At 59.6% G+C, this 21,371-nt stretch carries 18 protein-coding genes; 9 read left to right on the top strand and 9 right to left on the bottom strand.

All coding sequences use genetic code 11. The annotated features are described in order from the left end of the window. Window positions 1-28: 28 nt before the first annotated feature. Window positions 29-2,389, top strand: a complete 2,361-nt coding sequence (locus ACA061_RS17110) for a DNA polymerase II (RefSeq protein WP_497299685.1) — start codon at window positions 29-31, stop codon at window positions 2,387-2,389. On the opposite strand, the gene ACA061_RS17105 is transcribed toward ACA061_RS17110, so the two are convergent. From ACA061_RS17105 to ACA061_RS17095, 3 genes are all read right to left on the bottom strand, one after another. Continuing rightward, entirely contained in the window at window positions 2,354-2,824 is a 471-nt protein-coding gene (locus ACA061_RS17105) for a DUF1810 domain-containing protein (RefSeq protein ID WP_497299684.1), read from the bottom strand. The genes ACA061_RS17110 and ACA061_RS17105 overlap by 36 nt on opposite strands. A gap of 24 nt (window positions 2,825-2,848) precedes the next feature. Next, window positions 2,849-3,670 (bottom strand): aldo/keto reductase, encoded by an 822-nt coding sequence (locus ACA061_RS17100; protein WP_210699698.1) that lies wholly within the window; start codon window positions 3,668-3,670, stop codon window positions 2,849-2,851. A 192-nt stretch (window positions 3,671-3,862) separates the two neighbouring features. Continuing rightward, window positions 3,863-5,011 (bottom strand): aldose epimerase family protein, encoded by a 1,149-nt coding sequence (locus tag ACA061_RS17095; protein WP_150605399.1) that lies wholly within the window; start codon window positions 5,009-5,011, stop codon window positions 3,863-3,865. A 336-nt stretch (window positions 5,012-5,347) separates the two neighbouring features. On the opposite strand from ACA061_RS17095, the gene ACA061_RS17090 reads away from it, so the two are divergent. The 3 genes from ACA061_RS17090 (at window position 5,348) to ACA061_RS17080 (ending at window position 9,429) form a co-directional block, all read left to right on the top strand. Continuing rightward, on the top strand, window positions 5,348-6,097 hold the full coding sequence (locus ACA061_RS17090; RefSeq protein WP_497299683.1) for a hypothetical protein: 750 nt from the start codon (window positions 5,348-5,350) through the stop codon (window positions 6,095-6,097). Window positions 6,098-6,302: 205 nt separating this feature from the next. After that, a complete protein-coding gene (locus tag ACA061_RS17085) occupies window positions 6,303-7,517 on the top strand; it encodes an MFS transporter (RefSeq protein WP_497299682.1) in 1,215 nt (404 codons plus the stop codon). A gap of 1,126 nt (window positions 7,518-8,643) precedes the next feature. Beyond that, window positions 8,644-9,429, top strand: a complete 786-nt coding sequence (locus ACA061_RS17080) for a sulfite exporter TauE/SafE family protein (protein ID WP_497299681.1) — start codon at window positions 8,644-8,646, stop codon at window positions 9,427-9,429. 309 nt (window positions 9,430-9,738) lie between these two features. Here ACA061_RS17080 and ACA061_RS17075 read toward each other — a convergent pair whose 3' ends face one another. Continuing rightward, entirely contained in the window at window positions 9,739-10,200 is a 462-nt protein-coding gene (locus tag ACA061_RS17075) for a GNAT family N-acetyltransferase (RefSeq protein WP_150618304.1), read from the bottom strand. Window positions 10,201-10,406: 206 nt separating this feature from the next. Here ACA061_RS17075 and ACA061_RS17070 point away from each other — a divergent pair, with 206 nt between their 5' ends. Continuing rightward, window positions 10,407-10,976, top strand: coding sequence for a DUF4174 domain-containing protein (locus ACA061_RS17070; protein WP_497299680.1), 570 nt, complete (start codon window positions 10,407-10,409; stop codon window positions 10,974-10,976). 321 nt (window positions 10,977-11,297) lie between these two features. On the opposite strand, the gene ampC is transcribed toward ACA061_RS17070, so the two are convergent. Next, complete coding sequence (gene ampC, locus ACA061_RS17065) at window positions 11,298-12,464, bottom strand: class C beta-lactamase (protein ID WP_497299679.1); 1,167 nt, start codon at window positions 12,462-12,464, stop codon at window positions 11,298-11,300. A gap of 160 nt (window positions 12,465-12,624) precedes the next feature. On the opposite strand from ampC, the gene ACA061_RS17060 reads away from it, so the two are divergent. Beyond that, window positions 12,625-13,491, top strand: a complete 867-nt coding sequence (locus tag ACA061_RS17060) for a LysR family transcriptional regulator (RefSeq protein ID WP_210699703.1) — start codon at window positions 12,625-12,627, stop codon at window positions 13,489-13,491. Between the two features lie 119 nt (window positions 13,492-13,610). Here ACA061_RS17060 and gudD read toward each other — a convergent pair whose 3' ends face one another. Further along, window positions 13,611-14,954, bottom strand: coding sequence for a glucarate dehydratase (gene gudD / locus ACA061_RS17055; protein ID WP_497299678.1), 1,344 nt, complete (start codon window positions 14,952-14,954; stop codon window positions 13,611-13,613). Window positions 14,955-14,983: 29 nt separating this feature from the next. After that, window positions 14,984-16,330 (bottom strand): MFS transporter, encoded by a 1,347-nt coding sequence (locus ACA061_RS17050; RefSeq protein ID WP_150605392.1) that lies wholly within the window; start codon window positions 16,328-16,330, stop codon window positions 14,984-14,986. Window positions 16,331-16,697: 367 nt separating this feature from the next. On the opposite strand from ACA061_RS17050, the gene ACA061_RS17045 reads away from it, so the two are divergent. Together ACA061_RS17045 and ACA061_RS17040 are read left to right on the top strand one after the other, a co-directional pair. Further along, on the top strand, window positions 16,698-17,411 hold the full coding sequence (locus ACA061_RS17045) for a FadR/GntR family transcriptional regulator (RefSeq protein WP_150605391.1): 714 nt from the start codon (window positions 16,698-16,700) through the stop codon (window positions 17,409-17,411). A gap of 92 nt (window positions 17,412-17,503) precedes the next feature. Continuing rightward, window positions 17,504-17,734: a hypothetical protein gene (locus ACA061_RS17040; RefSeq protein WP_150605390.1), complete on the top strand. Its 231-nt coding sequence runs from the start codon at window positions 17,504-17,506 to the stop codon at window positions 17,732-17,734. A gap of 230 nt (window positions 17,735-17,964) precedes the next feature. On the opposite strand, the gene ACA061_RS17035 is transcribed toward ACA061_RS17040, so the two are convergent. Continuing rightward, window positions 17,965-18,861 carry a DMT family transporter gene (locus ACA061_RS17035; protein WP_497299677.1) on the bottom strand — a complete coding sequence of 299 codons (897 nt, stop codon included), beginning with the start codon at window positions 18,859-18,861 and terminating at the stop codon, window positions 17,965-17,967. A 100-nt stretch (window positions 18,862-18,961) separates the two neighbouring features. Between ACA061_RS17035 and ACA061_RS17030 the strand changes: the two genes are divergently transcribed. Continuing rightward, entirely contained in the window at window positions 18,962-19,825 is an 864-nt protein-coding gene (locus tag ACA061_RS17030) for a LysR family transcriptional regulator (RefSeq protein ID WP_210553115.1), read from the top strand. A gap of 145 nt (window positions 19,826-19,970) precedes the next feature. Here the strand turns inward: ACA061_RS17030 and trhP are convergent, their stop codons facing one another. Then, window positions 19,971-21,308 carry a prephenate-dependent tRNA uridine(34) hydroxylase TrhP gene (trhP, locus tag ACA061_RS17025; protein ID WP_497299676.1) on the bottom strand — a complete coding sequence of 446 codons (1,338 nt, stop codon included), beginning with the start codon at window positions 21,306-21,308 and terminating at the stop codon, window positions 19,971-19,973. Window positions 21,309-21,371: the final 63 nt, after the last annotated feature.

Genomic DNA, 21,371 nt, shown 5'->3' with positions numbered 1-21,371 from the left:
CTCTGTTTCAATTCCTGAGGTCGCAGTGGTGGATTTACAGCAGGGCTTCGTCTTGACCCGGCATTGGCGCGATACCCCCGCCGGCACCGAAGTCGAGTTCTGGCTGGCGACCGACGCCGGGCCGCGCCGTGTGCGTTTGCCGCATCAGCCGTCGGTGGCGTTTATTCCTGCCGAGCAGCGTGAAGCGGCCGAACGCCTGCTGCACGACGAAAAAAACGTCGAACTGCGACCATTGGCCCTGCTGGATTTCGAACATCGTCCGGTGCTGGGCCTGTATTGCCAGCAACACGGCCAGTTGATGCGCCTGGAAACCGCGCTCACCCGCGCCGGCGTCGACGTCTTCGAGGCAGATGTGCGCCCGCCCGAGCGCTACCTGATGGAGCGTTTCATCACCGCCCCGGTATTGTTCAGCGGTACAGCCGATGCCAACGGCATATTGCTCAACGCGCAACTGAAACCCGACCCCAAGTACCGACCGAAGCTGCGGCTGGTCTCGCTGGACATCGAGACCACCGAAACCGGCGAGTTGTATTCCATCGCTCTGGAAGGCTGCGGCCAGCGTCAGGTCTATATGCTCGGCATGGCGAATGGCGATGACAGCATCGTCGACTTCGACCTTGAATATTGCGATTCACGCACGGTCATCCTGAAGAAGCTCAACGACTGGTTCGCGCTGCACGACCCTGACGCGATCATCGGCTGGAACGTTGTGCAATTCGATCTGCGCATCCTCCACGAACACGCGCGGCGCCTCGGTGTGCCGCTGAAAATCGGTCGTGGCGGTGAAGAGATGCAGTGGCGTGAGCACGGCAGCCGCAATCATTACTTCGCCTCGGCGGCGGGGCGGTTGATCATCGATGGCATCGAATCCTTGCGCTCGGCGACGTGGAGCTTTCCCTCGTTCAGCCTGGAAAACGTCGCCCAGACCCTGCTCGGTGAAGGCAAGGCCATCGACAATCCGTATCAGCGCATGGACGAGATCAACCGCATGTTCGCCGAGGACAAACCGGCGCTGGCCAAGTACAACCTGAAGGACTGCGAACTGGTCACGCGGATCTTCGCCAAGACTGAATTGCTGACATTTTTGCTTGAGCGCGCCAGCGTCACCGGCCTGCCGGCGGATCGCAGCGGCGGCTCGGTGGCGGCGTTCACGCACCTGTATATGCCGCTGATGCACCGTCAGGGTTTCGTCGCGCCGAACCTCGGTACCAATCCGCCGCAGGCCAGCCCCGGCGGGTTTGTCATGGACTCGCAACCGGGGCTCTATGAATCGGTGCTGGTCCTCGACTACAAGAGTCTTTATCCGTCGATCATCCGCACATTCCTGATTGATCCGGTGGGGCTGATCGAAGGCTTGCAGCACCCGGACGATGCGGACTCGGTGCCGGGTTTTCGGGGCGCACGGTTCTCGCGCACGCGGCATTGCCTGCCGTCGATTGTGTCGCGAGTCGCCGAGGGCCGCGAGACCGCCAAACGCGAGCACAACGCGCCGCTGTCGCAAGCCTTGAAAATCATCATGAACGCCTTCTACGGCGTGCTCGGTTCAAGCGGTTGCCGCTTCTTCGATACGCGGCTGGCGTCGTCGATCACCCTGCGCGGACACGAAATCATGCTGCGCACGCGCAAGCTGATCGAAGAACAGGGCCATGCGGTGATCTACGGCGACACCGACTCGACCTTTGTCTGGCTGCGTCGCGCCCACGGTCAGGAGGAGGCGGCGGCGATCGGTAACGCGCTGGTCAAGCACGTCAATGACTGGTGGCGCGAGCATGTGCGCGAAGAATACGGGCTGGAAAGTGCCCTCGAATTGCAGTACGAAATTCACTACAAACGCTTCCTGATGCCGACCATTCGCGGCGCAGAGGAGGGCAGCAAAAAACGCTATGCCGGTCTGGTAACTCGCGCTGACGGCACAGATGAGATGGTCTACAAAGGCCTGGAAACCGTGCGTACCGATTGGTCGCTGCTGGCCCGACAATTCCAGCAGGAATTGTATGAACGAATCTTCCAGCGCAAGCCGTATCAGGATTACGTGCGCGATTACGTGCGCAAAACCCTGGCCGGGGAATTCGATGATCGGCTGGTCTATCGCAAGCGCCTGCGCCGCACCCTCGACGATTACGAACGCAACGTGCCGCCCCATGTGCGCGCCGCGCGGCTGGCCGACGAATACAACACGCAGCACGGCCGTCCACGGCAATACCAGAATGGCGGCTGGATCAGCTATGTCATCACTTTGGCCGGCCCGGAACCGCTGGAAGTGCGTCGCTCCACCATTGATTACGACCACTACATCACCCGGCAGCTGCAACCGGTGGCGGACGCCATCCTGCCATTCGTCGACGATGATTTCTCAACCCTGATCGGGGGGCAACTGGGCCTCTTTTGAGTCCAGCAGTTGCAGCGTCCATTCGTCGAGGATGCCGTGGAAGTAGCGCTCGAGGGCCTGATTGAACAGGCTGTCGCCAGCGGCGAACTGGCTGAACAGCGTCATCGAGGAGTGAAATTTCAAGTCATCGGGATGACCAAAAATCTCTGCAATCAAACGCTGATTGGTATTCAGCACAAGCTGCGTGCAGGTGCGCAGCCGCGCGCCGAGCAATGGGTGATCGAGGTAGGCCTGGGTTTCTGCGGCTGACCCGATGGCGAAGCGTCGGGACATTTCACTGCCGCCAAGACCTGCGAACTGTGGGAAGACAAACCACATCCAGTGGCTGCGTTTGCGACCTTCTTCGAGTTCGCGCTGGACCCGGTCTAATACCGGGTCCTGAGCCTGGACGAATCGTTGCAGGTCAAACGGGTCGTTATGATCAGTGCTTCTCATACGGAACCTCGGCCAGTCGTCAGCTCAGACCATGGCCAGCCGCTGCTTGCGTTGTGGCGCTTGAAACGCCTGGTCCAGCGCCGCCAGATCCCCGGCCTCCAGTTGCAGCTGCGCGGCTTGTGCATTGAGTTGCACGTGTTCCGGCCGCACAGCCTTGGGAATCGCAATGACACCATCCTGACGCAGAATCCACGCCAGCGAAACCTGTGCCGGGGTGACGCCGTGACGAGCGGCAATTTGTTTCAGTGCCGGGTTGGCCAGCATCGCGCCGCCCTGGCCAATCGGACAGTAGGCCATCAGCGGCATGCGTTGTTGCTGGCACCACGGCAGCAGATCGAATTCGACGCCACGCTCTTCAAGGTTGTAGAGCACCTGATTGGTCGCGCAGGCGGGAGACGCCAGTTCTTCGACATCATCGACGTCGAAATTCGACACACCCCAGCGACCGATCTTGCCCTCTTCGCGCAGGCGTTCGAAAGCCTCGACGGTTTCATCCAGCGGATACTGGCCGCGCCAATGCAGCAGATAGAGGTCGATGTAATCGGTATCCAGCCGACGCAGACTGCGTTCGCAAGCTTGCGGGATGCCTTTGCGGCTGGCGTTGTGCGGGTAGACCTTGCTGACCAGAAACACCTGATCACGCAGACCGGCGATGGCTTCGCCGACAACACTTTCGGCGCCGCCCTCGGCGTACATTTCGGCGCTGTCGATCAGGGTCATGCCCAGTTCGATGCCGCTGCGCAGTGCGGCGACTTCGCGCTTGTGGGCGGAACGGTCTTCCCCCATGCGCCAGGTGCCCTGGCCAATCACCGGAACCTGCACGCCAGCCAATTCAAGGGTACGCATTCAAACCTCCTATCTGAAACGGTCGATACCTTAGTGGGCAGCAGGATAGCGCAGGGGTTCCATGAGCTTCAAAAAGCAAAAGATCGCAGCCTGCGGCAGCTCCTACAGGGGGGTAGATTCACCGCCGTTCAAACGGTGTACCCAAAAAACTGTAGGAGCTGCCGCAGGCTGCGATCTGTTGATCTTCAGCTGTTACTTCGCAGAAAACTTCAACACCACGCTATGCGCATAAGCCTGCCCCGGATCCAGTCGTGTGCTGGGGAAGTTCGGCTGATTCGGTGAGTCAGGATAGTGCTGGGTCTCGAGGGTAAACGCGCCCCAGTGCGGGTAGACCTTGCCAGCCTTGCCCTTGACCGTGCCGTCGAGGAAGTTGCTGGTGTAGAACTGCACGCCCGGTTCGCTGGTGAACAGCTGTAGATGCCGGCCGGACTGCGGGTCGCTGACTTCGACGGCCAGTTTGCTCGCATCACCCTTGGCATCCAGCGCCCAGTTGAAATCGAAACCACCCTGTTTCGGCTCGGCGAATTTCAACTGCGGATGATCAGCCTTGATGTGCGTGCCGATGGCGGTCGGTTTGCTGAAATCCATCGGTGTGCCGGCCACTGGCGCCAGCTCTCCGGTCGGGATCAGTTTGCCGGTGACCGGCGTGTAATGGCTGGCATGCAAGGTCGCGACCTGCTTGAGGATGTCGCCATTACCGGCACCGGCGAGGTTGAAGTAGCTGTGGTTGGTCAGGTTCAGCACCGTCGGCTTATCGGTGCTGGCCTTGTAGTCGATGCGCAATTCGTTGTTGTCGGTGAGGCGATAAGTCACCTCGGTGGTGAGGTTGCCGGGGAACCCCATTTCACCGTCCACCGACAGATAGGTCAGGGTCACGCCGACTGAATCCTTGTCCTTGGTTTCCTGGGCTTTCCAGACCTTTTTATCGAAGCCCTGAGTGCCGCCGTGCAAGGCGTTGGACTTGTCATTCTGCGGCACTTGATAGCGTTTGCCGTCGAGTTCGAAAGCGCCTTCTGCCAGACGATTGCCGAAGCGGCCAATGGTCGCGCCGAAGTACGCGGTGCCTTTCTGATAGCCCTGCACATCGTCGAAGCCGAGCACGACGTCGTCGAACTTGCCGTGCTTGTCCGCCACTTGCAGCGATTGCAGGGTTGCGCCGTACGTGATGACCGTGGCTTGCATGCCATGGCTGTTGCGCAGGATGTATTGCTCGACGGGCGTGCCGTCGTTGGTTTTGCCGAAGGCCTTGTGTTCGGCGCTCAGGCCGGCGGCGTTGGCAGAGAGAGTGGCGATCATCAGGGACAGTCCGAGGCCGGAGAGCAGGTGACGGGATTGAAGCATGGTTGACCTTCCTTTTTGTTGTTGTTTTCAGTAACCCCCCCTGTAGGAGCTGCCGAAGGCTGCGATCTTTTGGCTTTGTTTTTTAAGGTCAAAAGATCGCAGCCTTCGGCAGCTCCTACAGAGGTTGAGTAATAGTCATGCTATTTAGTATTCGAGTGAGAATTTATAGCGGATTAAACGTTTATTGCAAAAATAAAGTCGGACTAAATAGATTGATGGTTCGCGCCGAAGGTCGGGAAATACCGCCAGCACTGCACTTTTCCGCAATCGGCGGCTCTATCCATGGCCAGGATGCGGTGACTCCCGCCGCACAGGAATGTGCCTGTTCGAGAATTCATGCCGAGAGTGTTCAAGCTGATCCCCCGATTTGTCCGTCGCCCGTGCCTGTTGCTGGTGTGTTTGTCGTCACTGCTGTTCAGCGGTTGCAGCCATCAGGACGGTAACGGTTTCATCAACCAGATCCGGGAAGGGCAGCCGCAGGAATTTCTGCAAACCAGCGTCGACCGTATGGCCACGCTGGCGATGCGCGACAACCTCGGCAGTCTTTATCGGTTGATGGGCAAGCTGTACCTGCGCAACCCGGACGAGTTGCGCAAGTCGGGTTTCCTCAACATTCACGCCGCCGTCAAGCAGGTACGACTGGCTATCGAGCAGCAACAACCATTGCCGGTGCTGGGTGGCAGAAAGGACCTTGCGGCGCTCAGCTATGCGATGAGCCCGGAGTTTCGTGGTGACCGCGTCGGTGCGTTCATTTATGCCATCGGCAGCATGCTGGTGACGGCCCATGGCAATCGAACCGAGTTCTACATGACGGACGCGATCAACCCGACGTTCGTGCATAACGCGGCGCGCAACATCGAAAAAGCCACGTGGATTCTGTCGCAACGCCAGAACAAGGAAGGCCAGCCGCTGTTGTTTTCCAATGAAATCTCGGAGGAGGGCAGCAACCTCAGTTTTGCCGTGGAGTTCGGCAAAATCGTTGCGCGCCTGGATCTGCTGACGCAAATGCTTGATGAGCGCTACCGGCGGATCGGACTGAATTACGCGCAGAGTCTGCTGTTCCTCAACTTCCTCCCGGTGCAATAAATCTGTGGATACGCTGCTGGCGCAATAAATGTAGGAGCTGCCGCAGGCTGCGATCTTTTGATTTTGGTTTTTTAGATCAAGATCAAAAGATCGCAGCCTTCGGCAGCTCCTACAGGGGGATGTCAGTTGTATCGGGTTGAATGGTGGTTGGATAACTTGTATACAATCAGTCGCTAATTTCGATCCAAATGGAGCTGCACTCGTCATGACCGACCCCGCAAGCGCCGATTTCAGCCGTGTCGACCACGCCACCCGCGCCGACAAACTGCCCTATGCCGCGTTGCTGGCCTTCGCCATGACCGGTTTCATCGCCATCCTCACTGAAACCCTGCCCGCCGGGTTGCTGCCGCAAATCAGTGCCGGGCTGAACGTCAGCGAAGTGCTCGCCGGGCAACTGGTAACGCTGTATGCGCTGGGTTCGATTGTCGCGGCGATTCCGCTGACCGTGGCCACCCGTGGCTGGCCACGGCGCCGGGTGCTGCTGATGACGGTTGGCGGGTTTCTGCTGTTCAACACCATCACCACGTTTTCCAGCCATTACGGCCTGACCCTGGCCTCGCGCTTTCTCGCCGGGATGGCGGCGGGGCTGTCGTGGGGGATCATGGCCGGTTACGCCCGCGGAATTGTGCCAGTGCATCAGCAGGGGCGAGCGCTGGCGATTGCCATGCTCGGCACGCCGGTGGCGCTGTCGTTGGGCACACCGGCGGGAACGTGGTTGGGCAATCTGATCGGTTGGCGCGCCTCGTTCGGAATAATGTCGGCACTGGCGCTGGTGCTGGCGGCGTGGATCGTCGTGGCGGTGCCGGATCGTCCGGGGCAGGCCAGTGCCGAGCGTCTGCCATTGATGCAGTCCCTGCGCCTGCCGGGTGTGCGCCCGGTGTTGTTGGTGGTGCTGACGTGGATGCTCGGGCACAACATTCTCTACACCTATGTTTCACCGTTTTTGATGCAGGCCGGACTCGCCGAGCGTGTCGATCTGGTGCTGCTAGTGTTTGGCGTGTGTTCGCTGGTGGGGATCTGGATTATCGGCTTGCTGGTGGATCGCTGGTTGCGTTGGCTGACCCTGATCAGCCTCGCAGTGTTTGCCGTGACGGCGCTGGTGTTGGCACTGGCGAATCCGTCGCCATGGCTGATCTACGGCTGCATGGCGGTGTGGGGTTTGTCCTTCGGTGGTTCGGCGACGTTGTTGCTGACGGCCGCGGCGGATTCTGCCGGCGATCATGTCGATGTGGTGCAGGCAATGCTGACTACTTCCTGGAACGTGGCGATTGCCGGGGGCGGGCTGTTTGGTGGTTTGTTGCTGGATCGAGCGGGGGCGATGTCGTTTCCGTGGGCGCTGCTGATTCTGTCGCTGATTGCGCTGGTAACCGTGTGGATCAACAGCACACACAGCTTCAAACCCGGACGACGCCAACACTGATCCCCTCTGTAGGAGCTGCCGAAGGCTGCGATCTTTTGATCTTTCTTGTTGCGTTCGTCGTGGAGCACCTGAACGGCGGATTGGGATTGGGATTGGGATTGGGATTGGGGGTATATCCGTTGCTGCGGGTGTTGCCGCTGGCGGTTTCGCCCTTACGGCGAGTCACCTTTTCCAAACGCCGAAAAGGTAACCCAAAAGGCTTTGCCCCGGCGTACGGCACTTCGCCTAGGCTCAGTGTTCCCTCGCTACGGTGTCCATCCGGGGGCATCGCCTACGGTTTGCTTCGCTGCACCTCCTCTCGATGAATGCGGCTTCGCCGCACGGCGCTGCGCGCCTAACCCCCGGATGAACACCTTCGCTCGGCCTGCCGAAGGGGCAGAAGATCAAAAGCCAGATCAAGAGCCCCTCACCCTAGCCCTCTCCCAGAGGGAGAGGGGACTGATTGAGGTGTTTGGGAGAAGTACACCGTCGTGAAATACCGAGTCGAACTCAAATTTCGATAATCAAGAAAGTCGGCTCCCTCTCCCTCGGGAGAGGGCTGGGCGGGCGGCGTTCCGATGAGGGGCGCACCCAACCCAAAACCAAAGCCGACCGCATCGCTCTTCCACCACTCAACACAATGAGCGTTAGCTCGAGTGCAGCTCTTGATCTCAGAGCCCGTCGGAAGGCTGAGTGGAGGGATTCATCCGGGGAGGACATCGAAAGGAGGTGCAGCGAAGCAAACCGGAATCGATGCCCCGGATGGATTCCGGAGCGAAGGAACCCCGAGCTTTAGCGAGCGGGCCGGACGTCAGGGCAAAGCCTTTTGGGTTACCTTTTCGGCGTTTGGAAAAGGTGACCCGCCGTAAGGGCGGAACCCTACTCAGCCATCACCCAAAAAAACGGATATTCACACAGAACCCCCCAACGACCTGGTCGGCCCACAGGCCGCCAAGACACAAAAAAAGCGCAACCAAAATCCCCCAAAACCAGAAAACGCGACCTCCAAAGGATCGCAGCCCTCGGCAGCCCCTACAGGGGGAAGTGGTGATTGGGCATAACGATAGACCGCATCGATATATGTGGTTATAAGAAAAATCGCTATGCTGCGGGCCAGATTTTTCCTGTCGTTTTTCTGGACGTCTTAATGGAATTGGCAAATTTCGGCCTGGTGATTGCCGGGCTGGTGGTGGGTTTTATTGTCGGTATGACCGGTGTCGGCGGTGGTTCGTTGATGACGCCGATCCTGCTGTGGTTCGGCATTAACCCCGCAACGGCGGTCGGCACCGACCTGCTGTACGCGGCCATTACCAAATCCAGTGGCGTCATCGTTCACAAGAGGAACAAGAACATCGACTGGGCCATCACCGGTTGGCTGACCCTCGGCAGCGTGCCGGCGGTGGTCATGACCTTGTGGTTTCTCAGCACGCTGCACACCGCGCCAGACGCGATGAACGCCATCATCAAACAAGCCTTGGGCTTTGTGTTGTTTGCCACGGCGTTGGCGATCTTCTTCAAGAAACGCTTGCTGGAATTCGCCCACAAACGCGCTGGCGGCAACTACAACCCGAGCGGTTCGCGGCTGAACGTGATGACGGTGATCACCGGCCTGATCCTTGGCACCATGGTCGCGCTGACTTCAATCGGCGCCGGCGCCCTCGGCACCGTGGCGCTGTTCATCCTCTATCCGCTGCTGCCGACCCGTCGCCTGGTCGGCACCGAAATCGCCCACGCCGTACCGCTGACCCTCGTCGCCGGCCTCGGCCACGCGAGCATGGGCAACATGGACTGGAGCGTGCTGGGCTTCTTGCTGATCGGTTCGTTGCCAGGCATCTGGCTCGGCAGCCACCTGACCGGCCGCATCTCCGACGAAGTGCTGCGACCATGCCTGGCGACGATGCTGGTGTTGATCGGCTATAAACTGGCTTTTTAGTACAAACCCAATTTCCTGGCTGTAACTGTGGTGATGGAATTTCCTGTGGCGAGGGGATTTATCTGTGGCGAGGGGATTTATCCCCGATGGGCTGCGAAGCGGCCCCAAGGCCATTTGAATCGGTGTGTCAGGGAAAATTGGCTGCCTGAATGGGGGCGCTTCGCGCGCCATCGGGGATAAATCCCCTCGCCACAGATAAATCCCCTCGCCACAGATAAATCTCCTCATCCACAGACGCATGCCCTTAGCCACAGATAATCCCATCAGCTACAAATAAATGCGCCTCACCACAGAGATCTGTTACGTCGGCTACCGCAGGGTGTATTTCATGACGGTCACCGGCAAATTTTCGTAAACCATCTCCTCGACCACCTCCCAACCCAGCCGCGCATACAGCGACTGTGCTGCGTCGGTGTACAGGTAAAGTTCCGGCACGCCCAACGCCTCAGCCTCTTCAACAATGCGCTTGACCAGTTGCGAAGCAATCCCGCGGCCACGTTCTTCAGCCTTCACATAAACCCCGGCCAGCCAGGGCGTGAGTTCGGGGCGGACTTTCATGTCACTGTCGATCAGCAGTGCGCCGCCCAGCAACCTGCCGTCTTCAATCGCAACCACGACACTGGGGATCGCACCTTTGCCGCACGCCGCACGCATGCGTTCGGTGCGGGCAGCAAGGGTGTCGCCGGGACGAAAGCTACCCCACTCCTTGAAGTTGAGTTCGGCCAGTTCTTCGATCAATTCAGGGTGATCGCACAGGTAATCAATGTGCACGCGGTGACCTCCATTTCGTGAGCAGAACAGCCACCCTAATGCGCTCTTGAACGGTAATCAAATTGGCGTGGCAATCGCGTTTGTGCAGTTGCGCAATGTCGGGCCTGACCTAAGCTTCTGGCAGGGCGACAGATATTTGCCGGATACCCCGGAACAATCGCCGTGATGCGCAATCATTAGAGCGTGGATATCAAAAGGAGATGCGCATGCTCATCAGGTCACTGACCCTGACACTCTTGCTGGCAGTTGCCGGCCCCCTGTTCGCCGCTGACAACGATTCGCCGATTGCCGGGGACAGAGGCCGCGCCCGACCGCTGATCGTGATCGCGCAAAGCACTGTCGACCCGGTGTGGGTAAGCCTGAAAAAGTCGCTGGAGGACCCCGCCAACAAAAAAGGCGTCGCCGATCGCAACATCAAGGTTTACACCATCCTCAATATGTCGGGTCAGCTCGACGGCAAGGACATGGGCCAGCAAGACACCATGGCTCTTCTGCGCTCGCTGAAACTGGGCGCCGGGGCTTATCCGAAAGTGTTCCTGGTGGGCAAGGACGGCGAGACCAAACTCACCGCCTCGGGGGATGACGCGAAGGCCGTCGACCTGAAGAAAATCTTCGACACCATCGACGCCATGCCCATGGCCGAGAAAGAAGCGGCTGCCGCCGCAGCAGCCCAGACCCCTGCCGCTGCCGAACCTGAACCGGCCAAAGGTGCGAAAGGCGCCAAGCCGAGCAAACCCGCCAAACCGACCAAGCCGCCAGAAATGCCGAATGATTGATGGCGGGATCTGAATCCAAAAAATGGGCGACCTTTGCAAGTCGCCCATTTTTTTGCCCGTTTAAAACCCTGTGGTCAGGGATTTAGCTGTGTTGAGAGGGCATGCCGGAGTTTGGGGGATTTGTCTGTTTCAGACAAACCTTGGCTGTCTGGACTGGGGCCGCTTCGCAGCCCAACGGGGATAAATCCCCTCGCCACAGATCATTCCCTGACCACAGACAGTCTCTTCACGAAAAAAGATCGCAGCCTGCGGCAGCGCCTACAGGATCGGGTTTTCACTCGGTCAATGTAGGAGCTGCCGAAGGCTGCGATCTTTTGATCTTTAATCGGTCAACCCACCAAAAATCTCATGCGCAATCTTCACCCGTTCCGCATTCGGATAATTCTTATTCGCCAGAATCACGATGCCAATATCCTTCGATGGCACGAACGCCACGTACGCACCGAAACCGCCGGTTGCGCCGGTTTTGTTGTAAAGCACATTGGCCGGTTCAGGCTGTGGCGGGTTCAGCCATTTGACCGTGTGCGGCTCCATCGCCATCGGCGTCGAGTTGCCGGCTTGCAGCTTGTCCAGGCTGATCGGGTAGGAGTAGCGCTCCCATCCCAGACCCTGAGTCATATCGCCGACGGTGTAGTAACCGGTGTGGGTCGCGGCGATGGCTTTTTGCAGCGGCTGTTCAAGGTTCGCAGGCTTGAGGTTGGCCTCGACGTAACGCAGCAGATCCGCCGCACTGGTCTTGATGCCGTAGGCTTCGGCGTCCAGTGCGCCGGGGCTGACGCGAACCGGTTTGTCATTCTTGTCGTACCCCTGCGCGTAGAGCTTCGCTTCGGAGGCGGGCACTTCAATGAAGGTGTGCTTGAGGCCCAGTTTCGGCAACAGGGTTTCAGTCATCGCCTGAGCAAAGGGTTGGCCGAGGCTTTTGGCCGTCAGATAGCCGAACAAACCGAGGCTGGGGTTGGAATACAGGCGATGGCTGCCCGGCGGATACGCGGGTTTCCACTGCAGGTAATAGCCGAGCATCTTGTCCGCCGAATCCGCGTCAGCGGGAAATTGCAACGGCAAACCGCCCGCGCTGTAGGTGCCCAGTTGCAGCACGCTGATGTTGTCGAAGGCGCTGCCTTTTAACTCCGGCCAGAGCGTGCTGGCCTTGGTCGACAGGTCCAGTTGGCCCGAGGCCTGCGCGTAACCGGCCAGTGTGGCGGTGAAGGTTTTGCTCACCGAGCCGATTTCGAACAGGGTGTTTTCGCTGATCTTCTGCCCGGAGTCCTTGTTGGCGACGCCGTAGTTAAAGTAATGCGGCTGGCCGTTGATGGTCAGTGCAACGGCCAGGCCAGAAATGTTCTGTTGCTGCATCACCGGCGTGACGGCGGCCTTGACCAGCGCTTGCAGTTGCTCATCGGTTTGCGGAGCGCCCAGGCAAGTGGCGGCACCAAAGATCAGGCTAAATGCACCGTAGGAAAAGGCTTTGGTCGGGTTGATGGATGACATATATGAACCACTCTCCATGAGTGTTGATGATGGTGTCCCGCTATACTGCGGGCGATTTTTGTAATGGACGGCTGATCAGCGCCGACAATTTAGGCAGTCCGACGTGAATCGACAAACGACGAAATCTCGGACTAGCCATTAGAAAAATTTGGGACAGGGCATGATTCGACCACAATTGCCGCTCAACGCACTGCGCGCTTTCGAAGCGTCGGCGCGTCACTTGAGTTTCACTCGAGCTGCCGTGGAGCTGTGCGTGACCCAGGCAGCGGTCAGTCATCAGGTCAAAAGCCTCGAAGCGCAGCTCAACGTAACACTGTTCAAACGCCTGCCCCGCGGGCTGATGCTGACCAGTGAAGGCGAAACGTTGCTGCCGGTGTTGAGCACTTCGTTTGACCACATCGCGCAGATCCTCGAACGCCTTGCCGGTGGACAGTATCGCGAGATGTTGACCGTCGGCGCGGTTGGCACGTTCGCCGTGGGTTGGCTGTTGCCGAGGCTTGCGGACTTCCGGACGAAACATCCGCTCATAGATTTACGGCTGTCGACAAACAACAATCGCGTGGACGTTGCCGCCGAAGGGCTGGATTACGCGATCCGTTTTGGTGCCGGGGCCTGGCACGGTATCGAGGCGATGCGCGTGCTCGATGCGCCGCTATCAGTGCTGTGCGTGCCGGAGATCGCCCGGCAATTGCACACGCCGGGCGATCTGTTGCAGCAGACGTTGCTGCGGTCCTATCGCACCGATGAATGGCCGGCGTGGTTTCAGGCGGCGGGTCTGGCGACACAGGCAGCGCCACCGCAAAGCATCATGTTCGACTCGTCGCTGGCGATGATGGAAGCGGCGTTACAGGGCAGTGGCGTGGCGCTGGCCCCGCCGCTGATGTTTGCCCGGCAACTGGCGGCGGATGCGATTCGCCAGCCGTTCGCGGTCGAGATCACGACCGGGAGTTACTGGCTGACGCGGTTGCAGTCGCGGCCGGAGACGACGGCGATGAATGCGTTTAAAAACTGGTTGCTACAGCTCTGAAGCTGGCACAACCTCCTGTAGGAGCTGCCGAAGGCTGCGATCTTTTGATCTTAAAAGACAAGATCAAAAGATCGCAGCCTTCGGCAGCTCCTACAGGGGATCAGTGTTGTTTTCGGAAATCAGCGCACCAGACACGGCCGCTTGTTATCGAACTTCCAGCCCGGAATCAGAAACTGCATCGCCACGCTGTCATCCCGTGCGCCCAGGCCCATGCCTTTGTACAGTTCGTGAGCCTTGGCGACTTGATCCATATCCAGCTCCACACCCAGCCCCGAGGTCTTCGGCACCTGCACGCAACCGTCGACGATTTGCAGCGGTGCCTTGGTCAGGCGCTGGCCGTCCTGCCAGATCCAGTGGGTGTCGATGGCGGTGATTTCACCCGGTGCCGCCGCCGCAACGTGGGTGAACATGGCCAACGAAATATCGAAGTGGTTGTTGGAATGCGAGCCCCAGGTCAGCCCCCACTCATGGCACATCTGCGCCACGCGCACGGAACCCTGCATGGTCCAGAAGTGCGGGTCGGCCAGCGGGATGTCCACCGATTGCAACTGGATCGCATGCCCCATTTCGCGCCAGTCGGTGGCGATCATGTTGGTGGCGGTTTTCAGGCCGGTGGCGCGGCGAAACTCAGCCATGACTTCGCGGCCCGAATAACCGTTTTCCGCACCGCACGGATCTTCCGCATACGCCAGAACCTGATGCTGGTCGCGGCACAAACGAATCGCTTCCTTGAGTGACCAGGCGCCGTTCGGGTCGAGGGTGATGCGCGCCTGCGGGAAGCGTTCGGCCAGCGCCGTGACCGCTTCGATTTCCGCGTCGCCACTGAGCACGCCGCCCTTGAGCTTGAAATCCTTGAAGCCGTATTTCGCGTGGGCCGCTTCGGCGAGGCGCACCACGGCTTCGGCGGTCATGGCCTTCTCGTGACGCACGCGGAACCAGTCGTTGTCGGCGTCCGGTTCGCTGCGGTAGGCGAGGTCGGTTTCGCGCTGATCGCCGACGTAAAACAGGTAGCCAAGCATCTTCACTTCATCGCGTTGCTGGCCTTCGCCGAGCAGCGCCGCGACCGGCACGTCGAGGTGTTGACCGAGCAAGTCGAGCAGCGCGGCTTCGAGGCCGGTGACCGCGTGAATAGTGATGCGCAGGTCGAAGGTTTGCAGGCCGCGGCCGCCGGCATCGCGGTCGGCAAAGGTTTGGCGGACTTGATTGAGCATCTTTTGATACGTGCCGATCGGGCTGCCGATGACCAGGCTGCGAGCGTCTTCCAGCGTCTGGCGAATGCGCTCGCCACCGGGTACTTCACCGACACCGGTGTGGCCGGCGTTGTCCTTGAGAATGACGATGTTGCGGGTGAAAAATGGCCCGTGGGCGCCGCTCAGATTAAGCAGCATGCCGTCGTGTCCGGCCACCGGAATGACCTGCATGTCAGTGATGATCGGGGCTTTGGCGGTGTCGTGTGCGTTCATTGTTTTTATCCTTTTCGTATCTTTCAGAATCAGGCGTGTTTCGGCGCAGTTTCAGCTATAGCAATATCCGCAGCCGGCTTCGGCTTGGTGCGGGCGAAGAAGACGATGATCGCGGCAATGATCGAGGTAGCGGCCAAGCCGTAGAGGCCACCCTGAATCGAGCCGGTGTGTTCTTCGAGCAGACCGAAAGTGGTCGGCGCAACGAAACCGCCAAGGTTGCCCACCGAGTTGATCAGCGCGATCACGGCGGCGGCAATTCGCGCATCCAGATACGCCTGCGGTATCGGCCAGAACAGCGACGAAGCCGACTTGAAACCCAGCGCCGCAAAGCAGATCGCGACGAAGGCGAAGATCGGCCCGCCAGTGGTGGACATGAACATCCCCGCTGCAGCGATCAACAGGGCGGTGGCGACCCATGCCTGCTGGTGTTTCCATTTGGTGGACAGGGAGGCGAAGGCGTACATGCCGACAATCGACAGCAACCACGGAATCGAGTTGAACAACCCGACCTGCACGTCGCTGAGGTCGCCCATTTTCTTGATGATGCTCGGCAGCCAGAAGGTCGCGGCGTAGATCGTCAACTGGATGAAAAAGTAGATCAGGCAGAACAGGAGGATCTGCCGATCCTTGAGCAGTTTGCCCATTGATGGCCGGATCGGTGTGGCGGCTTCGCGGGCCTTCTGTTCGTCGTCGATGGCCGTGACGAGTGCGTCCTGTTCGGCGCGGCTCAGCCATTTCGCATCGTGAGGTTTGGCGTCGAGCCAGAACCAGACGAACACGCACAGGCACACCGAAAACATCCCTTCAATAAAGTACATCCATTGCCAGCCGTGCATGCCCAGCCCGTTGATTTGCAGGAGCAGGCCGGACAGCGGGCCGGAGATCAGGGACGCAATAGCTGAGCCGCTGAGGAAGATCGCAATGGCCTTGCCGCGTTCGGCGCCGGGCAGCCAGCGGGTGAAGTAGTAGATCACCCCGGGAAAGAACCCGGCTTCGGCGACGCCAAGCAGGAAACGCAGAATGTAGAAGTGGGTTTCGTTCTGGATGAACGCCATGCAGGTAGCTACCACGCCCCAGGTGAACATGATTCGGGTCAGCCAGATGCGCGCGCCGACTTTCTGCAAGAGCATATTGGAGGGGACTTCGAACAGGGCATAACCGATGAAGAACAGACCGGCGCCGAAGCCGTAAGCGGCGGCGCCAATGCCCAGGTCATGTTCCATGTGGGTACGGACGAAACCGATGTTCACCCGGTCAATGTAATTGACGATGAACATGATCACGAAGAGCGGCAGGACGTGGCGTTTCACTTTCGAGATGGCGGACGCCAGCGTTGCATCAACGCCCTCGTTCATCCCGGAGACGGAGGTTTTCACTAGGTTTTCTCCCACTGATTATTTTTATGCGGGGTAGGGCTGGGTGCTGCGTTGTTGATAGACATCATACAACTAGGTTTTTTTGTCCTACAAGTGGGAAGGACTGACTAAATTCTTTGGTGATGCAGGTTTTTTATACTTTTTTCGGTTGAGGTGTCCGTGTTTGTTGGGTTTTGTTTGTTCTGCGGACATGTATTTTTGAGATTCGTAGCGTTTTTTTTCTGAGAAAGTGCTGAGTCGCGAACTGGATTTTTCACCTATATCGAGTGTTGTCATACAAGTTGGTGGAGGTCGGAGGAGTAAAATCAACCTTGTCACCCATCCCCGCAGTGCTACGATCCGCAAGCCCCGTTCACCGGAACCAACCATGCAAGAAGACCTCGACGCCCCCGCGCGCAAACGTGCGCACAACCTGGCCCATGACCTGGTGGAGAAGCTCACCCAGAGCATCCTGCTCGGGCAGATGTCGCCCGGCGACAAATTGCCGTCGGAGAATTCCATCGTTCAGGAGCACGGGGTCAGCCGCACGGTGGTGCGCGAGGCGATTTCCAAATTGCAGGCGTCGGGGCTGGTCGAGACGCGGCATGGCATCGGCACGTTCGTGATCGAGCGGGCGCCGGAGCAGGGGTTGCGGCTGAACGTCGACACCGCGCTCGGGGTGCGCAGCATCCTTGAATTGCGCATGGGCCTGGAGACGCAAGCCGCCGCTTTGGCAGCGCAACGCCGTAGCGAGCAGCAAGTGCTGCAGATGCGCCAAGCGCTGGATGACTATCAACGTCTGTTGGCCAACAACGACAGTTGCGTCGAGGCCGACCGGCGCTTTCATCTGCTGATCGCCGAGGCCACCGGCAACGTCTGCTTCAGCGAGATCATGCAGCACTTGGGCAATGCGATGATTCCGCGCGCGCGCGTCAATGCAGTCGAGCGCGGGGCGGCGGACTTGAGCAAGCTGGGGCAACTGGCCAATCTGGAGCACGAGGCGATTCTGAATGCGATCAAGCGCCAGGATCCGGATGCAGCGCGGGCAGCCATGTGGCTGCATCTGACCAACAGTCGCGACCGGTTCCTCGCACAGGGTTGAGCGCCGTTGGTCTGTTCGATGGCACGTCGCTCACGGGGCCGCTTCCAAATTGCACGGCCCGGGTTTTCCGGACCTCCTTGGTGAGGTGCGTCATGGCTAACGACTTGCTGTTTCAGGGGGGAGTTCTTCCCACCGACCCAACCCTTCCGGTGCCCGGCACCGATGAGCCGTCACTGGGCGATCACGATGCACCGCCAGGGATGACTCCGGGGCGCGATCCGTTGAGTGACGCCGATCGGCCGGAAGACTGGAAGGATCCGCCAGCAGATGAAGACATGCCGCCGGCGGATGAGCCGACGCCGTTGTCGGATGATCGGCGCTGAGTGGATCTGGCTCTGATTGATGTGATGTCTGTGCTTGCCCCATCGCTGGCAAGCCAGCTCCCACAGGGTTCGGGATTGTACAAAGGTTCTGCTGCACACCCGCATAACCTGTGGGAGCTGGCTTGCCAGCGATGGCGGCGGCAGCCACAAAGGATCTCCCCGGAGAATGCATTCAATGTGGGAGCTGGCTTGCCAGCGATGGCGGCGGCAGCATCAGTAGATATCAACGATCAAACCCCAGCAGTCCGCCCCACCCAAAACCGCCGCTCCAGATTCAACGCCAGCACACTCACCAACACCACCGCCGAGCCCACCAGCATCAACAGGGTCGGCCGTTCGCCCAGCCCCACCGACGCAATCCCCATCGCCGTCGGCGGAATCAGGTACAGGGTCATGGTCGCCCGACTCAAATCCACATGCCTGAGCACAAACCCCCACGCCAGATAGGCCAGGGCACTGGGAAACACCCCCAGCGCCAACACCGCCCATTGCACCCGCAGCGGCGCTTTCATCACCGCGTCGCTCAACCCTGGCAGGTAAATCAGCAACAGCAACGTCCCCGACCACACCGCGTAGCACGTCAGACTCAAGCCGTCATAGCGCCGGGCGTGATGCTTTTGCAGGGCGAAATAAATGCTCCAGGAAACCGCCGCCAGCAAGATCAGCAAGCCATGCGCGTCGATCTCGCCCACTCCACGATCACCGCTGACCACAATCGCCACGCCGACCAAACCCAGCAACACGCAGCCCCAACGCCAGACACTGACCTGATCCTTGAACACAAAACGCGCCAGCAGCGTGCTGAACAGCGGACTCGATTGCGCCAGCACGCTCGACGCCCCGGCGCTGACGCTTTGCTGGCCGATGTTCAGCGCGACGTGGTGCAGGCTGACCGCAAAGAAACCCAAGGCGAACAGCAGCGGTACATCCCTCGCGCGGGGAAGCTGAATACCTTTGAACGCGGCAATCACCGCCATGAACAACGATGCCAACAGAAACCGCAGTAACGCCAGATGCCCGGGATCGTAGGCCTGCAGGCCGATGTGGATTCCGGTTGGCGAATACGCCCAGCAGCCGACGACAAACGCCATGGCCAGTAAGATTTTCAGCGAAGAAGGGGGCGGCATGATCGAGCACCAGTAGGCATGATGCGCCAAGTATCCGGGGGTCCAATCATTCGCCACAACTGACTTATACTGCGCTGAATGTTCACTCAGAGTGATGAATATGGAGCTGGCACAAATCCGTATGTTCAAGACCGTGGCCGAGGAGGGCAGCATCGCCCGGGCGGCGGAAAAACTGTTCTGCGTGCCGTCGAACATCACCGCGCGGATCAAGGCGCTGGAGGCGGAGTTGGGCGTTGCACTGTTTCTGCGTGAGGGGCGTGGGTTGCGGATCAGCCCGGCAGGGCAGACGTTTCTTGCCTATGCGCAGAAAATTCTGGCGCTGACGGCGGAGGCCAAACGCGCAGTTGATCCTTCGGCCGAGCCATCCGGGCCGTTGCGCATCGGCGCCATCGAATCGTCGGCCACCGGGCGTTTGCCACGGCTGCTGGCAAAGTTTCACAAGCGTTTTCCGCAGGTCGCGCTGGAACTCACCACCGGCTCCTGGGGCCAGTTGCTCGACGACACGCTGAGCCATCGCCTCGACGGCGCGATTGTCGCGGTGGATGTTGAGCGCTCGCATCTGAAACGCACACCGATGTATCGCGAAGAGTTGCTGCTGATTGCCTCGACGTCGTTCGGGCCGGTGCGCGGCATCGATGATCTGCAGGACAAAACCGTGTTCATGTGGCCGCAAGGCTGTCCGTATCGGGCGGCGCTGGAGCATTGGTTATTGCGTCAGGGGCAGGCGTTGCCGATTGTCAGCCTGGCCAGTTACGGGGCCATTGTCGGGTGCGTCAGTGCGGGAGCGGGCGTGGCTTTGGTGCCCAAAGGGGTGTTCGAGCAATACGCCAAAGGCGCGGGGTGTGTGGGCTATGAGTTCCCCGAACTGACGGCCATCGACAATCTGTTTTATTGGCATGAAAACGCCGGGGTGCACCCGGCGCGCGAGGCGTTTGTGGCGATGTTGCGTGAAGAATTCACCTGACCCAGCCGTCCTTTATGCTCCGAACACATCACCCTGTAGGAGCTGCCGAAGGCTGCGATCTTTTGATTTTGCTTTTTTAAATCCAAGTCAAAAGATCGCAGCCTTCGGCAGCTCCTACACGGGTTCGTGTGGATGATGGAGCTGGTTAGTTTGGCTTGAGGTCGCGCATCAACAACCCAAAGCGCAAATCCACCCCGTCCGGAATCGGCACATACACCGTATGCCCATCACCAGGCGCCACTTCGATCGCTTCACCCTTCAGATTCTTCAATTCATGCAGATCGAAATGAAAGTTGCCGCCGGGCGTCATCAATTCCAGATGATCACCCAGCGCAAACCGATTCTTCACCTTGACCTCGGCCAACCCGTCACGCCGTTCACCGGTCAGCTCTCCGACAAACTGCTGACGCTCCGACACCGAGCTGCCATGCAGATAATTCTGATACTCGTCGTGTACATGACGACGCAGGAAACCCTCGGTGTAGCCGCGCTGGGCCAGTGACTCCAGATCGTTCATCAGGCTGCGATCGAACTCGCGCCCGGCCACCGCATCATCAATCGCCCGGCGATACACCTGTGTGGTGCGCGCGCAGTAAAAGTGCGATTTGGTCCGGCCCTCGATCTTCAGTGAATGCACGCCCATGCGGGTCAGGCGCTCGACGTGCTGTACCGCGCGCAGGTCCTTGGCGTTCATGATGTAGGTGCCGTGCTCATCCTCGAAGGCGGGCATCAATTCGTCAGGGCGATTGGCTTCCTGCAGCAGAAACACCTGATCGGTCGGCGCGCCGAGGCCCAGGGTTGGCTCGGGCTGGAAGGTCTGGACGATCTCGCCAAGCTGATTCTCGGTGGCCTCCTGCGCCGAGTATTTCCAGCGGCAGGCGTTGGTGCAGGTGCCCTGATTGGCATCACGTTTGTTCATGTAACCGGAGAGCAGGCAACGTCCGGAATAAGCCATGCACAGCGCGCCGTGAACGAACACCTCCAGCTCCATGCCCGGCACCTGCTCGCGGATTTCGCCGATTTCTTCCAGCGACAGTTCGCGGGACAGGATGATCCGGCTCAAACCCTGTTGCTGCCAGAACTCGACGCTCGCCCAATTCACCGTGTTGGCCTGCACGGAAAGGTGGATCGGCATCTGCGGGAAATGCCGGCGCACCAGCATGATCAGCCCCGGGTCGGACATGATCAGTGCGTCCGGCGCCATCTCGATGACCGGCGCCAGGTCCTTGAGAAACGTTTTCAACTTGGCGTTGTGCGGCGCGATGTTGACGACCACGTAGAAGCGCTTGCCCTGCGCCTGAGCTTCACGAATACCCAGTGCCAGATTGGCGTGATCGAATTCATTGTTGCGCACCCGCAGGCTGTAGCGCGGCTGGCCGGCATAGACCGCATCGGCACCATAGGCGAAGGCGTAACGCATGTTTTTCAGGGTGCCGGCGGGGGCGAGCAGTTCGGGGGCGGCGGGAGTGGAGGTGGGAGTCATGGCGGCAGCGCTCGCAAAAGCGCGGCAGGGTAGTGCGGTTGTCCGCTGGGCTTATTGATCTGG

It is taken from the genome of Pseudomonas sp. LBUM1668, from assembly GCF_059695715.1.
This window is presented reverse-complemented; position numbering and strand designations above follow the sequence as displayed.